The organism is Eremococcus coleocola ACS-139-V-Col8 (assembly GCF_000183205.1).
In the GTDB taxonomy this organism is placed as follows: domain Bacteria; phylum Bacillota; class Bacilli; order Lactobacillales; family Aerococcaceae; genus Eremococcus; species Eremococcus coleocola.
Window position 1 is genome coordinate 33460 of the sequence record NZ_AENN01000011.1, and the last position, 16789, is coordinate 50248.

The 16789-nt window shown below is 40.2% G+C and carries 14 protein-coding genes and 1 tRNA gene; all 15 read right to left on the bottom strand.

Going from position 1 to position 16789, the window contains the following annotated elements; translation table 11 throughout:
- Nucleotides 1-5: 5 nt before the first annotated feature.
- Entirely contained in the window at nucleotides 6-983 is a 978-nt protein-coding gene (locus HMPREF9257_RS03265) for an alpha-ketoacid dehydrogenase subunit beta (RefSeq protein ID WP_006418051.1), read from the bottom strand.
- On the bottom strand, nucleotides 983-2092 hold the full coding sequence (gene pdhA / locus HMPREF9257_RS03270) for a pyruvate dehydrogenase (acetyl-transferring) E1 component subunit alpha (RefSeq protein WP_006418039.1): 1110 nt from the start codon (nucleotides 2090-2092) through the stop codon (nucleotides 983-985). The genes HMPREF9257_RS03265 and pdhA overlap by 1 nt, the downstream gene beginning before the upstream one ends.
- Nucleotides 2093-2581: 489 nt before the next feature.
- Nucleotides 2582-3469, bottom strand: coding sequence for an ABC transporter ATP-binding protein (locus HMPREF9257_RS03275; RefSeq protein ID WP_006418037.1), 888 nt, complete (start codon nucleotides 3467-3469; stop codon nucleotides 2582-2584).
- Nucleotides 3456-4514: an ABC transporter ATP-binding protein gene (locus tag HMPREF9257_RS03280; RefSeq protein WP_006418023.1), complete on the bottom strand. Its 1059-nt coding sequence runs from the start codon at nucleotides 4512-4514 to the stop codon at nucleotides 3456-3458. Before HMPREF9257_RS03280 ends, HMPREF9257_RS03275 begins: the two co-directional genes overlap by 14 nt.
- A 6-nt stretch (nucleotides 4515-4520) precedes the next feature.
- Nucleotides 4521-5594: an ABC transporter permease gene (locus HMPREF9257_RS03285; protein WP_006418024.1), complete on the bottom strand. Its 1074-nt coding sequence runs from the start codon at nucleotides 5592-5594 to the stop codon at nucleotides 4521-4523.
- A gap of 1 nt (nucleotide 5595) precedes the next feature.
- Nucleotides 5596-6537, bottom strand: a complete 942-nt coding sequence (locus HMPREF9257_RS03290; RefSeq protein WP_006418067.1) for an ABC transporter permease — start codon at nucleotides 6535-6537, stop codon at nucleotides 5596-5598.
- Between the two features lie 482 nt (nucleotides 6538-7019).
- The gene (locus HMPREF9257_RS03295; protein ID WP_006418006.1) at nucleotides 7020-8627 is read right to left on the bottom strand and encodes a peptide ABC transporter substrate-binding protein; all 1608 of its coding nucleotides are present in this window, start codon (nucleotides 8625-8627) and stop codon (nucleotides 7020-7022) included.
- Between the two features lie 237 nt (nucleotides 8628-8864).
- Nucleotides 8865-10202, bottom strand: coding sequence for an NADP-specific glutamate dehydrogenase (gdhA, locus tag HMPREF9257_RS03300; RefSeq protein WP_006418002.1), 1338 nt, complete (start codon nucleotides 10200-10202; stop codon nucleotides 8865-8867).
- Between the two features lie 199 nt (nucleotides 10203-10401).
- A tRNA-Arg gene (locus tag HMPREF9257_RS03305) sits at nucleotides 10402-10475 on the bottom strand.
- 60 nt (nucleotides 10476-10535) lie between these two features.
- Nucleotides 10536-11102 (bottom strand): peptide deformylase, encoded by a 567-nt coding sequence (gene def / locus HMPREF9257_RS03310; protein WP_006418065.1) that lies wholly within the window; start codon nucleotides 11100-11102, stop codon nucleotides 10536-10538.
- Between the two features lie 14 nt (nucleotides 11103-11116).
- Nucleotides 11117-12346, bottom strand: a complete 1230-nt coding sequence (hflX, locus tag HMPREF9257_RS03315; protein WP_006418021.1) for a GTPase HflX — start codon at nucleotides 12344-12346, stop codon at nucleotides 11117-11119.
- 17 nt (nucleotides 12347-12363) lie between these two features.
- A complete protein-coding gene (miaA, locus tag HMPREF9257_RS03320; protein ID WP_006418018.1) occupies nucleotides 12364-13308 on the bottom strand; it encodes a tRNA (adenosine(37)-N6)-dimethylallyltransferase MiaA in 945 nt (314 codons plus the stop codon).
- 24 nt (nucleotides 13309-13332) lie between these two features.
- A complete protein-coding gene (gene recN / locus HMPREF9257_RS03325) occupies nucleotides 13333-15054 on the bottom strand; it encodes a DNA repair protein RecN (protein ID WP_006418011.1) in 1722 nt (573 codons plus the stop codon).
- Between the two features lie 17 nt (nucleotides 15055-15071).
- Entirely contained in the window at nucleotides 15072-15890 is an 819-nt protein-coding gene (locus HMPREF9257_RS03330) for a TlyA family RNA methyltransferase (protein WP_006418040.1), read from the bottom strand.
- On the bottom strand, nucleotides 15887-16789 hold the full coding sequence (locus HMPREF9257_RS03335) for a polyprenyl synthetase family protein (protein WP_006418007.1): 903 nt from the start codon (nucleotides 16787-16789) through the stop codon (nucleotides 15887-15889). The genes HMPREF9257_RS03330 and HMPREF9257_RS03335 overlap by 4 nt, the downstream gene beginning before the upstream one ends.

Here is a 16789-nt window from a genome sequence, read left to right on the forward strand (position 1 = left end):
TCCTATTAGAAATCTGTTGTCTCTTTTACTTTTGCAACAATATCGTTAGCATTTGGCAACCAATCTTTTTCGGCCATACCAAATGGGAAGACTGTATTTGGTGCAGATACAAAACCAATCGGTGCTTTCAGTGATAAAACAGCTCTTTGAGAAATTTCAGAGATAACTTTTTCTCCGACACCGGCTTGACGTTGAGCTTCTTGTACTACAACTACCCGACCAGTTTTTTCGGTTGTTGCAACTAAGGCTTCAATATCTAATGGGTAAACGGTTCTTAGGTCGATGATTTCAGCAGAAATACCATCTTTTTCTAATTCTTCTGCTGCTGTGATTGCTTCACGCACCATGGCACCATAAGCAATAATTGAAACATCAGTACCTTCTTTAACAACTTTTGCTTTTCCTAAAGGAATCGTATAGTCATCTTCTGGCACTTCTTCACGGAATGACCGATATAATTTCATATGTTCTAAATAAACCACAGGGTCATTATCACGAATTGCAGAAAGTAATAAACCTTTTGCATCATATGGGTTTGATGGGATTACGACTTTTATACCAGGAGATTGAGCAATCAGACCTTCTAGGGAGTCCGCATGCATTTCTGGTGTAGCTACCCCACCACCAAATGGTGAACGAATGGTAATTGGTAAGTTACGGGTATTACCCATCCGGTAACGGGTCCGAGCTGCTTGTCCCACTACAGAGTCAAGGACTTCAAAAACGAAGCCGAAGAATTGAATTTCCATCACAGGACGGAAATTTTCAAGAGCGAGACCAATTGATAAACCACCAATACCTGATTCAGCTAACGGAGTATTAAAAACACGGTCTTCGCCGAATTTATCTTGCAAGCCTTCAGTGGCACGGAAAACCCCACCATTTTTACCCACATCTTCACCAAAGATTAAAGTGCGTTCGTCACTTGCTAAAGCGATATCTAAAGCATTAGTAATCGCTTGAATCATTGTCATTTGTGCCATTATTTATTCTCCTTTGCTTCGTATTGTTCAATTTGTTCAGCAATGATTGAATCTGGCGTTTCAAACATATTCTTCAAGAAATCAGATACTTTTTGAGGAGCTACAGATTCAGCTTCTTTAATTGCTGCTTTAGCAGTTTCTTTGGCATTAGCCACTACTTCAGCTTCTTTTTCTTCAGACCAAAGGCCTTTTTCAGTTAAGAAGATCCGGTAACGGTTTAACGGATCAAGACCACGCCAATGTTCTTGAGCACCTTCTGGTTGGTAACGTTTAGGATCATCACCAGACAAGGAGTGGGCACCATAACGGTAACATAAGGTTTCAATTAAAACTGGACCATTACCTTCAACCGCATATTCACGGGCTGCTTTAGCAACTGCATATACAGCTAAGATATCCATACCATCCACTTGGATACCAGGAATACCAGCAGCCACACCTTTTTGAGCTAAGGTTGGAGCAGCAGTTTGATATGCACGAGGCGTTGAGATAGCCCAACCATTATTTTGGATAACGAAGACAGCAGGCGCTTTAAAGGCACCAGCGTAGTTCATACCTTCATATACATCACCTTGAGAAGAACCTCCGTCACCTGTCCAAGTCATAGCGATTGCTTTACGACCATTTTTCTTAATACCGAGGGCAGCACCCGCTGCTTGAACATATTGGGCACCGATAATAATTTGTGGTGGATAAGCATGGAAGTCTTCAGGATATTGAGAACCTTCAACGTGACCTTTAGACCATAGGAAAGCTTTATATCTTGGCAAACCATGTTGCATTAATTGTGGTAAGTCACGGTAACCTGGGAAAATAACATCATCAGAAGTTGTTGCTGCAATAGTTCCAAGTTGAGATGCTTCTTGACCTGAGGTTGGAGCAACGAAACCTAGACGACCTTGGCGACTAAAAGCCTTCATCCGATCATTCCATTCACGGTAGAAAACCATATCCTCCATAAATTTAACTAACTCTTCATCGGTTAGTTCTGGCATTAAATCAGGGTTAACGACTTCTCCTTTTTCATTCAAAATTTGAACTGTCTCAAAATCAAAATTTTGAGGGTCTAACAATGCTTCAAAAGTAACTTTATTCGCTTGCTTAGCCATGAATTGTTTCTTCCTCTCTGAAAATAATAATACACAGTAAAAAAACTGTATTAATCTATGCTACAAATTTATCACTTATCTAGCTTGTTTGCAAGAATTCCCTCTTAGAACCAGTGTGGTTTTTGAGTGTTTTTCTTTAATAAAACCACCGATTTATCAGCTTTTTGTATCTACTTATCGAAAGCCACTGATTGATTGTTATCAATAATTTTAAATATTGTGAAATAGTACAGTATTTTAAAACTGTACTATTATTTTATAAATCAAAATAAAAAGTCCATTCCAGTCACATTTAGCTTGATTTTCAGTTTATTAATCTGTGCTTATTAAACTAATGATTAAAGACTTTGTGATTTAATGTTTAAAGTGTTTATTCCCATTAAAATTTCTTTTTAAAATTTTGTTCTTAATCAAATTATAATTTTGACGTCAAAAAACCACTTAAGAACCGAAAGGTCATAAGTGGTAAAAATTTGTATAAAGTTAACATTAACGCTCAACCCAATGGCCTGGTTGCACTTGCTTTAATTCAGCTTGAGCTGATAAGCTATTAGGATCAAAGCGAATCCGTTGGTGGTTCCGCTCATAGTCAGGATCAGGTAGAGGAATCGCTGATAAGAGAGACTTGGTATAGGCATGTTGGGGATGATCATATAATTGGTCTGCCTCAGAAACTTCTAGTAAACGGCCATGATACATCATTCCAATCCGATCAGAAAAATATTTAACCATGGATAAATCATGAGCAATAAATAAGAAGGTTAAATTCTTTTCTTTTTTTAATTTCTCCAAGAGATTGATAACCTGGGCTTGGATTGAGACATCCAAGGCTGAAATAGGTTCGTCAGCCACGATAAAATCAGGTCTAACCGCTAAAGCTCGGGCAATACCGATCCGTTGCCGTTGGCCGCCCGAGAATTCATGAGGGTATCGACTGGCATGATTTCTATTTAAACCGACTTCTTCTAAAAGTTCAAAGACTTGGTCCGTCCGGTCCTTATCATTGGCTGCTAGGTGATGAATATCAATCCCTTCTGCAATGATATCTTTAACCTTTTTACGGGGATTTAAGGAAGCATAGGGATCTTGAAAAATCATTTGGACTCGCTTATTAAAGGCAAGAGCTGCCTTACGTCCTTTTAAATTGGCAAGGTCTTGGCCATCAAAAATTATTTTACCAGCAGTCGGTTGATATAAATTAACTAAGGCCCGTCCTACCGTGGATTTGCCTGAGCCAGATTCACCCACTAATCCGAAAGTTTCCCCCTGATAGATTTCAAAAGAGACATCATCGACAGCTTTGACTTGGGTGGGACGGCCTTGATTAAAATATTGTTTTAAATGGCTCACTTCAACTAAAACTTTATTTGTTGGCATCGAATCCCCCTACTTTCTTCTCTTTAAAATAAGACCATCTTTCTTTAATATTGACTGGTGGTTCCACATCAGGTGCATCCGGGTGAAGTAACCAGGTAGCAGCAAAATGGTCTTGTGACACTTGGAATAATGGGGGCTGCTTTTGAAAGTCAATGGCTAAAGCATATTCATTTCTAGGCGCAAAAGCATCACCTTGTGGTGGATTCAATAAGCTAGGCGGGGTGCCTGGAATGGCATAAAGCTGACCCTGAGAATTAGCTGTGGGCATCGCGGTTAACAACCCCCAAGTATAGGGGTGTTGAGGATTATAAAAAATATCATCTACTGATCCCATTTCGACAAATTTACCAGCATACATAACGGCAACCCGGTCAGCTACCTTGGCAACTACACCCAAGTCATGGGTAATAAAAATAATAGCCATGCCAAATTTAGCCTGCAAGTCTTTTAATAAATCAATAATTTGAGCTTGGATAGTCACATCGAGTGCCGTCGTTGGTTCATCGGCAATCAAGAGGTCTGGTTGCCCTGCTAAGGCAATCGCAATGACAATCCGTTGTCGTTGGCCACCTGAAAACTGATGAGCATATTGCTTCAGTCGTTTTTCTGGCTCAACAATGCCACAGGCCGCCAATAAATGAATGGCTTCTGCTTGAGCTTCTTTAGCAGACATGCCCCGCTTTTTGATTAAAACTTCCGTAATCTGCTGGCCAATATTCAAGGTTGGATTTAAAGCCGTCATGGGATCTTGGAAAATCATAGCAATCTCATTTCCCCGAATGGTTTGCATGGTTTTATCAGATTTACCAACTAAGTCTTCTCCCTTATAAATAATTTTTCCTGATTCGATTTGGGCATTATCAGCCAATAGTCCCATTAGAGCACGGGTTGTGACTGTTTTCCCCGAACCAGATTCACCCACAATAGCCAGGGTTTCACCGGGAGCTACTTCAAAAGACACGCCACGTATGGCTTGAACTAGGCCATCATAAGTTTTGAAGGAAAGGGCTAAATTTTCTACTTGTAATAATTTATCATTTGTCATAGCTGCCTATTCCTCCTCTCTTGGATCAAAGGCATCCCGTAAACCATCCGCTAAAATATTAAAGGACAACATCAGGACAGAAATCATTAAGGCTGGATACCACATTAAATGAGGTAAGAAACGGAAGGTTTGATAGCCATCATTAATTAAGGTTCCTAGTGAAGCCTGAGGAGCGGGAATCCCAATACCAATAAAACTTAAGAAGGCTTCAAAAAAGATGGCCGATGGAATGGCAAACATAACTTGGACAATAATGATTCCCAGCATATTCGGTAAGATATGTTGAAACATAATCTTCAAAGGACTTTGTCCTAATACTCGGGCAGCAATCACGTATTCTTGATTTTTAAGTCGGAGGGTCTGAGCCCGTACAACACGAGACATGGTAATCCAAGATGTCAAAGCAATCGTGATAATAATAGATAAAAGACCCGGTCTTAGTAAAAGTAGCATTAAAACTACAATGACTAAATTAGGAATCCCGGTTAAAATTTCCAGAATCCGTTGCATCACCGTATCAACTTTACCGCCTAGCCAGCCAGAAATTAAGCCATAAATAATCCCGAGGACTAAATTAATTAAGGCAGCCACAAAAGCAACGATTAAGGAAATCCGAGTACCATGAAGAATCCGAGATAAGAGGTCACGACCTAAAGCATCTGTACCCAAAGTAAAATAAACATCTGCGGGGACACCTTTTTGCGCATACACATCATAGGCAATACCTGCCCGGTTCACCCCCATCCCGTCAAAAATACCAAATTGAGCTAACCAAGGGATTTTGGGAGCGAGTTTGGCCCATTCCGGATGTTGGGCATTGGGATCAAAAGGTGAAATCCATGGAGCTAGGAAAGCAACCCCTACAATAAAAATAGCAAAAAACAAGGCAATCATGGCACCCTTGTTCTTCTTTAAACGTCGCCAAGAGTCTTGAAAATAGTTCAAGGAAGATGCTTGAATCTGCTCATTAAGCTCAGAGTCAATTTTGATATGGCGTTCGAATAAATCAGGACTTAAATCGGACTGAGCTTGCAAGAGTTTTTGATTATAGTCAGAAGGATATAATTTTGTTAGGGCCATCTTAATCATCTCCTTCTACAAGTCGCAAACGTGGGTCGAGTATACCATAAATAATATCCACCAAAAGGATAATCATAATTAAAATACTTGAATATAAAATAGTAATTCCCATAATCGTCGGATAATCATTCACCAAAATGGACTTGGTAAATTGTTCGCCTATACCTGGGATAGAATAGATATTTTCCACCACTAGAGATCCCGTCATCATTGAAGCTGTCATGGGACCAAGAATGGTTAAAAGCGGAATGACTGCATTTCTTAAGGCATGCTTTGTCACAATATAGAACTTAGAAAAGCCCTTGGCTTCGGCCAATTCTATATAGTCAGAGTTTAGAACTTCAATCATTTCCGTCCGCACAAAACGAGCCGACTCAGCCATCGGTTGGATGGCTAAAGCAAGGGTCGGTAAAACGGTTGATATAAACCCATCACGCCAAAAGGCAATCGGAAACCAAGATAAGGTTACTGCAAAGACAAATTGTAGCACAACCGCAAAGACAAAGTTAGGGACAGACCGACCAGAAATCGCAAAAATTGAGGTAAAGGTATCGATCCAAGTGTTATGGTATACCGCCGCAATTACACCTAGGATAAGACCAACAACAGATCCAAGAACCAAGGCCTGTAAGGCTAAGATAAAGGAAGGACCAGCTCGGTCTAATAGTATTTTAGTCACTGGGGTATTATTAAATTGGAAGGAAACCCCAAAATTACCCGTCAACACATTTTTTAAATAATTAAGGTATTGGATATGCATGGGTTGATCAAGGCCATACAAGCGGTAGAGGGTCTCAACTTGACTTTGAGTCATATTTTCTACATTGGCAAAGGGAGTTCCTGGTAAAAATTGCATTAAGAAAAATGTCACGGTAATAATAATCCATAAAGTTAACAACATGAAAAGCAGTCGTTTACCAATAAATTTAATATAGGATTTCATCATAGCCTCCTTTGGCTGAAAATCTAAATGGTCAAAATGACCCAATTACCAACCAGAAAGTGCTTATTAGCTGGGTCACAGTATAACTGAATATAAACTTAGGCCTATAAAAAGTCAAACTTTCCGCTTCAAAATAAGCTTTTTCTAAAGTGGAAAAAGGGAAGCGAAACAGAAGGGAGCGGGCAAGAAGTAGAAAATCTACGATTTTCACTTCGTTTGCCCGCCTCCGCAAGGTTGATTAGGATGGAACAAGTCGCTTTGCGACATAGAAGTTAAGCTCATCTCTTCGCTCAACTACTGGGGCGCTAAGTTGTTTCACTCAAAGCGTCCCCGTAAGTGCTCCAATAGTTGAATGAAAATATGAGTTCAACTTCATTCAATAAAGAACCACAGCAAACCACTGCGCTAAAACATCTAGTATTTAAGTAAATAAACGGGGCTGGGCTTTTTTGCCCAGCCCCCATTTCAACTTAAAAATACCTTTATTCAGAAATAGATACTAGTCTTAAATTGATCGTCCGACCAAATGAATAAACTTCAAAGTTTTGAACTTTTGGATTTAAGAGATAAACGGTTGAAGCTTGATAGATTGGGGCTACAGCTGTTTCTTCTTCAACAGCAATTTGTTCGGCATCCATTAAAGCTTGACGGCGTTCCTCTGGTTTTGTCGCTAAGTCAGTCCGAGCTTGCTCAATTAACTTATCATAGTCAGGGTTTGAGTACTTACCAAAGTTAATTCCTCCACCAGTGGCATATTGTTCCAAGAAGTTAATGGCCTCTTGATAATCCGGAGCCCAAGTACCATAGAACATATCAAACTCACCTTTTGAGTTCATTTCAAGTCGGTTTTTCAATGGAACAGAACGAATACTTAAAGTTAAACCAGGCAGATTTTCTTGTAATTGAGCTTGTAAGAATTCAGCCGTTCGTTTAGATAAGTCAACATCTGAGGTTAATAATTCTAGTTCGAGTTTATCTTTACCTAACTCTTCAAGCCCTTTCTTCCAATCTTCTTGGGCAGCCTTGACATCATAGGTTAATAGATCACCCTTAGCATCCCGGTAATCTTCACCGGCTTCATTGACATCAAAATCGCGTGGCACTTGCCCATAAAGTGGAACAGACCCGTCTTGTGTGACAGATTGGGTATATAATTCGCGGTCAATTGATTTAGCAATGGCACGACGGATATGGGCATTACCTGTATTTTCGCGTTGAGCGTTAAAGTGGATATATCCGATTGTAGCTTTAGGCACGGTATGGACAAAATCAGCGCCTTCATACTGTTGAACAAAATCACTCGTCAAGACAAAATAATCTAATTCGCCCGCATCAAAAAGATCGGCTCCAGTTGAGGTTTCTTTAACGACCGATACATTGGCAGAGTTTAATTGAACATTATCTGCATCCCAGTATTGATCATTTTTAGTTAAGGTCCATTCTAAGTTAGTTCCATTCCAACCCTCCATTTTGAAAGGTCCGTTAGAAACAATATTTTCAGCTGTAGTCCCATTATCAGTTCCTACTTCTTCAAGGTGTTTTTGCGAAACTGGTAAGAAACGAGAACCAGATAATAATTTTGGTAAATATGGAGCTGGGTATTCTAGGGTAATTTCTAAGGTTTTATCATCTAAGGCTTTAACCCCTAATTCATCAATTTGCTTATCACCTTCGCGAATTGCTTTGGCATTTTTAAAGACTTCAACTGAAGATGCAGCTACAGAACCTGCTTCAGGGTCTACTAATCGTTGGTATGAATAAACAAAGTCATTGGCAGTGACTGGTTGGCCATCAGTCCACACAATATCATCTCTCAAAGTAAAAGTATAAGTTAAGCCATCTTCAGAAACTTCTACATCCTTGGCTTGGCCTAGTTCTACTTCTGAGCCTTTACCGACCCGGTATAGGCCTTCAAAAATTTGCCCCAACATATCTGAGGTTGGCACATCATTGTAAAGTGAGCTATCCATGACAGATAATTCACCATTGGTTGCAATATTAATTGATTGATCCCCTTGGGCAAATGCAGTCGCTGGACTAGCTATAACTGCTGTTGTTAAAAAAGCAGTGATCCATTTTTTTAATTTCATTTGTTTTCTCCTCTTTATCTTTCTAGTGACTCTCATATATGAACAGTCACTCATATAAATTTATTCTGTCCATACTTTAATATAAAATATAGCAAAAGTCCATTAAATTGCTTTAAGCAAAATAAAAAACCTGTCAATTTAAAATTAGCTCTCAATGAACTAGAATGGAGAGCTAATTTTAATTAACAGGCATTTTACTTTATTAATTCAGTTTAGACTACTAAAGAAAAAGCTATATTAGACTAAACCTTGGATTTGCATCAATTCAACGACCTTTTCAAAAGCAGCGATGTCAGCACCTTTAGCATAATCATGATCAAAATCATAGGCTTGACTGGCCGCTAAACAAGCCTTAAAGATATCAGCCATAATATCTTGTAATTGTTGGTCTACTTCCTCCCGGGACCAAGATAATCGCATTGAGTTTTGGGACATTTCTAAAGCTGAAACAGCCACCCCACCAGCATTGGCCGCTTTCCCTGGTGCATAAACAATGCCATGATTTTTAGCTGCCTTGGCTGCGGCAGAGGTTAAAGGCATGTTGGCTCCTTCAGCGATAAACTCCACACCACCCTTAGCTAAACGTGCCACTGCGATTTCATCGACTTCATTTTGCGTAGCACATGGTAAGGCAATGTCTGCTACCATATCAAGATTCCAAACAGACCCTTCTTGATAATTAGCCTCTGGATAAGTTTCAAGATATTCCTTTATCCGACCATAACTATCTACTTTAATCGCTTTGATTACATCGAGGTCAATCCCCTTATCTTCGTAGATAGCCCCTTGGGAATCAGACATTGAAACGACAATGCCGCCTAATTCTTCAACTTTACGGGCAGCAAAATAAGCCACATTACCTGAACCAGAGATAATTACTTTCTTTCCTTTAAGGTCTTGCCCTGCTTCGGCTAACATATGGGTTAAGAAATATACTAAACCAAAACCGGTTGCTTCAGGGCGAATGAGAGATCCACCAGAGATTAGGGGTTTACCGGTTAAAATGCCACGGTCAGCTTGGCGTAAGCGTTTATATTGGCCATATAAGAAACCAATTTCACGGCCACCCACTCCAATATCGCCCGCTGGCACATCTAGGTCGGGAGCAATATGCTTACTTAATTCAGTCATGAAACTTTGACAGAACCGCATAATTTCATTATCAGACTTACCCTTAGGATCGAAGTCCGCTCCACCTTTACCGCCACCAATAGGTAAGCCCGTCAATATATTTTTAAAGATTTGTTCAAAACCTAAAAATTTCAAAATGGATAAGTTAACAGTAGGATGGAAACGAAGGCCTCCTTTATAAGGCCCATTTAAGGATGAAAATTGAACCCGATAACCCGTATTAACATGAATCTTCCCTTGGTCATCCATCCAGGGAACCCGGAAAATAATCACACGTTCAGGTGCAGTAATCCGTTCTAATACTGCTAAATCTTCATATTCAGGATGGGCAGCCATCACAGGCTCCACCGCATCTAGAAATTCACCGACTGCTTGAAGAAATTCACTTTCATGGCCTAGTTTTTCATTAAGTTGTTGATAAATATTTTCAATATATGCACTCATTGCTTAACCCCATTTCAAAAAATAGTATGGTTCATTATAAAATAAATGAAAACTCATTGCGAGAATTTCCCATGTAAAGTTTTTGAATTTTTAGATAAAAAAAACTTTTTATTGGATAACTAAATTAATTATCCCTAAAAAGTTCGAATGACCTTTACGAATATTTTCATAAAAATATTGCTATAACAATTAAAAATAATACGCCAGGAGGGATTCGAACCCCCGACCGTTCGCTTAGAAGGCGAATGCTCTATCCAGCTGAGCTACTGGCGCAACATATAGCAACTACGTTATTATAAAACTATTTTACGCGAATTGTCAAGGCCATTTCAGCTAGAGAATCGCAATTGACCCATCATTAGCCCATGGATCTTGATCAGAGATATGTTCATAAAACATAATTCCCTTTAAATGATCAAATTCATGTTGGAAAACCATAGCCTCATAATCGGTTAACTTAATTTCTAATTCGTCACCATCAAGATTGTAGTAGCGTAAGGTGACCCGTTTAGGACGTGGCACTAAGCCCGGCACTTCACGGTTAACTGATAGACAGCCCTCCCCATCCTTTAGGGCAGCTTTTTTGACAGAATGTTTGATAATACGCGGATTAATCACAATTTCATCCATCATAACTTCAGTGCTGTCATTTTCTTCATCATAGGCTTCGAGATAGACACAAAAAATCTTCTTATCATAGCCTAATTGTGGAGCAGCTAGACCGACCCCTGCTCTCAGGTCATATTTCTCGGCCACTTCATCATTTTGACTGTTAATGAGAAATTGTCGCATATCCAAAGCCAACTGGCGGTCTTCAGCACTCAGTGGAAAACTTACTTCAGCGGCCTCCCGGTGTAAGATTGGATCATCTTCTGGGACAAAATCTTTCATAGTAATCATCTTATTAACTCCTTTTAGGGCATCTGATACCCTTTTACTTTATATTGGTTACGATCAGAATCGAAGTCAACGGATTCAACAAATGCTTCTTGTTTAAGCGCATAGATTTGTTGAGCTTGATCGGCATCGATATAGGTTTCAAAGGCTTGGGCTAACTTCATCGATTGACGCCAAATTTCTTCCTTTAAAGCTTTAATATCACTTAAATCTAAAGCTGAAAGAATCACATTGGGAAATAGGGTTGCTTGGAAATCTGATGGCATCTGATCTTTCTTATTGTAGACTGTCAAGGTTGGAATATCAAGCATGTCTAATTCTCTCAATAAGTCCACCACAGTTTGCTCATGATAGACTCTCGCGGGATCTGACCCATCCACCACATGAAGTAATAAATCAACATCTCGAATTTCTTCTAAGGTTGACTTAAAGGACTGTACTAATTCCTGAGGTAGGTCCTCAATAAAACCAACCGTATCGGTAATAGTAAACCTATCATTGCCATGCAAACTTAACTTGCGAGTCAGCGGGTCAAGGGTCGCAAAAACCTGATCTTTTATGAAAGTTTCCGTTTCGGTCAATTGACTTAATAGGGTCGATTTTCCGGCATTGGTATATCCCACCAAACCCAGATTAAATTCTTTCCCTTGACGACGGCGTTGACGCGTCTGTTGACGTTTACTCTCAACCTTGGCTAGTTCCCGTTTAATGGTCAACATCCGTTGCCGAATATGCCGGCGGTCTGTTTCAAGTTTGGTTTCCCCTGGTCCTCGCGTTCCTATCCCGGCCCCTAACCGAGACATGGCTTGTCCTTGGCCAATAATCCGTGGCAAGAGATAATTATATTGAGCCAATTCAACTTGGAGTTTGCCCTCACGTGACCGAGCCCTCAATGCAAAAATATCTAGAATCAATTGGATTCGATCGATAACATTGACCCCTAAATTTTGGGATAAATTTTGATTAACCCGAGGGGATAACTGATTATAGGTCACAACTAAATCGATATCTTCTACTTCTATTTGAGCTTGGATTTCTTCCAACTTTCCACTACCTACCAAGGTCCTGCCATCTACATGAGGTAAATTTTGTTGGACACTAGCAAGAACCTCTCCCCCTGCTGCCTTAACTAAGTCTTTCATCTCATTCAAGAGGACCGACATATTTTTGTCAGCCATTTCAGGGGTTTGAACCGCAACAATTAAAACCCGGTCCATAGCTTTATGGGTTTGATTGGTCTGGTGCATACTAGGTCATCTCTTTTCTACTTGCCTAAAGCTTCTTTTATAATCGGCACTAATTCTGCTAAGATTTGATCCAAGTCACGGTCCATATCGACCCAAACTGGGTGGATTAAACGATTCCGAAACCATGTTAATTGCCGTTTGGCATAACGTCTGGAATTACGCTTGATAGTTTCAACTACACTTTGATAGTCGACTTGTCCTGCAAAATAAGGCAACCATTCTTTATAACCAATTCCAGCTAAGGACTGAAACGATTGGCCTTGAGCTTGGTCGACTAAGGTTTTCACCTCAGCTTCTAATCCTTGGCTTAGCATCTGGTCTACCCGTTGGTTAATCCGCTCATAGAGTTTTTGCCGGTCCCGATTCAGGACTAAGACTAAATAATTATAGGCGGATTCTCGCTGGTCAAAATGTGTCTGACTTGAAAAAAGCTGACCACTGGTCTCTATCACTTCAAGCGCACGAATCAGTCGGCGTGAGTTTTGATATGGAATCTTTGCAGCCGCTTGAGGATCCTTTTGCTGCAATTCTTGCCACAGGACTTGGGATCCTTCAGCTTCTAGTCGGTCTGCTAAATTTTCCCTCACAGTAGGGTCAACGGATTGGGGTCTACCGAATTCTAAATCATAGAGCAGGCCCTCAATATATAAGCCGGTTCCACCCACCAGTATGGGTAAGGACCCTTCCTGACTAATTTCTTGAATAGCGGTCTGGGCCAGCCTTTTAAAATCTGAAGCATTAAAGGCTTGATCTGGTTTCTTAATATCTAAAAGATGGTGGGGAACTTCTTCCATTTCTTGCGCTTGAATCTTGCCGGTCCCAATATCTAGACCTTGATAGACCTGCATACTATCCCCATTAATGACTTGACCTTCCAAGGCATGGGCGAGATGGATAGAAAGTTGAGTTTTGCCGACCGCAGTGGGACCTACAATAACCAAGAGCGATGGCTTATTTGACATGGTAAAACTCCTTTCTACGATCACTTAATTTTGATAATCCTTTAATAATTCCTGGGCAAGATCAAGTGAGGCAGCCGTTAGGCTTTCACCCGACATCATACTGGCAATCACTTTGACCCGGTCTGGGTCAGCCAAAGTCGTAATCTTGGTTTGAGTTGCGGTTTGATCAGCATCTAAGTCCTTTTGAATAAATAGTTGTTGGTCAGCCGCTGCAGCTACTTGGGCTAAATGCGTGATACACAGGACTTGATGGCTCTGACTGATTTCTTTAATTTTATCAGCAATGGCATGGGCAACCCGACCGGATACCCCAGAATCGATTTCATCAAAGACCATTACTTTACTCATGGCTTGACTGGCAAAAACGCGCTTTAAAGCCAACATAAACCGCGACAACTCACCACCCGAAGCAACCTTTACCAAGGGGCTCAAATCTTGCCCCTTATTAGTCGCCACATAAAACTCTAAATTGGCAAATCCGCCCTCATGTAAAGCTAAGAAATCAAACCCACTCAATTCCCGGTCCTGGCCCACTGAGCTAAAATGAACGGCAAAGCTAGCATCCGCCATATAAAGGTCGCCTAATTGGGCTTCAATCGCATGTTTTAGCTTCTTCGATACGTGACGTCGATTTTGGTCTAAGAGCTGGGCTTTTTCATAAAGGTCGGTATAAGCTGCCTGTAATTTGTCCTTTAACTGAGCTAAATACCGGTCCCGGTGCTGAATTTGAAAAATTTCTTCAGCTAAAGCAGCTTCATAGTCAATCAGTTCAGGCACTGTCATCCCATATTTACGTTTAAGCTGACTATAATCATTGAGCCGACTTTCAACCTCATCAAGATTCAAATCTGAATCAATCACCGATAAATCTTTAAAAGCCAACTGTTGGGCTATATCTTCAAGTTCAAAGCGACTCGTCTTCAATTGATCTATCATGACTTGATATGAATCATCTATTTTTACTAACTCTTCCAAAAAGGTCATGGCTTGGTCCAATTGATTCAAGACAGACTGGTCTGATTCACTCAAGACTTGGTTCAATCTTTCTATGTCAGCTTGTACCTGAACTTGGTGCCGCATTTTAAGGCTGACTTCTTTTAAATGGTCCTCCTCTGCCGCATCTAGACCAAACTTCTCTAACTCTTGAGCTTGAAATTGAATAAAATCCAAGCGTTGCAATTGATTGCTTTCAGTTTCTTGCCCTGATATCCAATCTTTGCGTAATTGTCTGTAGTTGGCATAAGCTTTTTGGTAAGTCTGTAATTGGTTTAATAAACTAGGGCCAGCAAATTGGTCGACTAAGTCAAGATGGGTATTGGGATTCAATAACACTTGATGTTCATTTTGACCATGGATATCAACTAAAATTGCTCCTAATTCCTTAAGCATGCTTACATTAGCCAAATGACCATTCACTCGAATCAGATTAGCCCCCTTGAGATTAATTTGCCGTTGCAAAAGCAAACTGGCATCCTCATCTGAATAACTTAGGCCATATTTATCTAAGACTTGACAGATTGCTTGTGGTAAGTGGTCAAAAACAAATAAAGCTTCGAGACTTAATTTATCCGCACCCTTACGGATAAAATCGACTGAGCCTCTCCCACCACAGACTAAACCCAAAGCATCAATAATAATCGATTTCCCCGCTCCAGTTTCACCTGAGAGAACCGTCATCCCCCGGGAAAAATCAATACTAGTTGCTTGAATAATAGCAAAATTCTCAATATTCAATGAAATTAACATCAGAAACTCCTCACCTACTATTTACCCCACATTAAGGCATGAGCCTGGTCTACTATTGCCTGACAATCGATTGCTAGGTTTGACTGATTTTCTTGCTTACGGTTTTCTAAATTGGCCAAGAATTCAATATTACCTTCGCCACCTTTAATTGGTGAAAAGGTCACTTCTTTAATTACATAGCCGTGACCCGCAATCATAGCCAAAACCTCAGAGAGGACCGCATAATGAACTTCCTTATCTTTAATTACCCCATGCTTACCAACTCTTTCCGGGCCGGCTTCAAATTGAGGCTTGATTAAGGCAATAACTGGTCCATCTGCAACCAGGATGTCCTTAAGCGGCGGTAAAATTAAATCTAAAGAAATAAAGGAAACATCGATTGATGCGATGGTTGGTTGACCTTCCTGAAAATCTTCTAAGAGGGCATATCGAAAATTCTTCCGTTCCATCACTACGACCCGGTCATCTTGGCGTAACTTATAGGCCAATTGATTGTAACCAACATCAAGGGCGTAGGATAACTTAGCCCCATTCTGGAGTGCTGCATCTGTAAAGCCTCCCGTTGAAGCGCCAATATCAAGTAAGATTTGGTCTTGCATGGTTATGTCAAATTCTTCTAAAGCTTTTTCTAATTTCAGACCACCTCGGGAGACGTAGGGAAATGGTTTCCCCTTGACATGGAGAATTTTACTAACATCTATTTTTTCACCAGCTTTATCATAGCGTTGGTTATTTTCGTCATAAATCTGACCTGCCATAATCAAACGTTGCGCTTGTTCCCGTGAATCAGTTAAGCCGGCTTGCACAACTAACTTATCAACCCGTTCTTTCTTCATGCTTTTTGCTCCTTAACTTGGATATTTAAATACTCTAGAAAAGCTATGAGACGATTGAAATCTTTCCGGGTTTCTTTAGTTAGACGAAATATCACCTGATGCATGGTTTCAATTTCAGCTTCTAAAGCAGCTTTGGCGCCATCCACTCCTAAGAGGCTGGGATAAGTCGCTTTATGGAGACTTTCATCCCCGTGTTCTTCTTTGCCAGTTGACTGGCTATCTAAAAGAACATCTTGGAGATCATTATGGATTTGATAAGCCAAGCCAAAGGCTTGGGCAAATTCATCAATTAATTTCAATTCTTTATCACTGGCATCTGAAATAATAGCCCCCGCTTGACAGGCGTAAGAAAAAAGTCGGCCAGTTTTAAGTCGATGAATATTTTTCAAGGCTTCAATAGTTAGCGTCTGGTTTTCAGCTCGGATATCAAATAATTGTCCCGCAACCATCCCGGTTGACCCTGCCGAACGACTTAAGAGTTCAATTAATTTTAAGCGTTGACGAGGTTTTAACTTGGCTTCTTGAGCAATTAAAGCAAAAGCATCGGTTAAAAGGGCATCCCCTGCCAAAATAGCAGTTGCTTCATCAAATTGGACATGATTGGTTGGTTGTCCCCGCCTTAAATCATCATTATCCATGGCAGGTAGATCATCATGAATTAGTGAATAGGTGTGGATATATTCCAAGGCAAAAGCTGTGGATAGACCATCTTTAAGATTGGCTTGTTCAAAAATATCAATCACCAAGAGCACCATCAAAGGGCGAAGACGTTTGCCCCCATTTTTAAGGGAATATAACATGGGTTTAACCATCTCCAAAGGGGCTTCAATTGATAAACAATGTTTATCAAATTTACGTTCATAGTATTGACGTAGTTCTGGAATTGTCTTAGTTGTCAT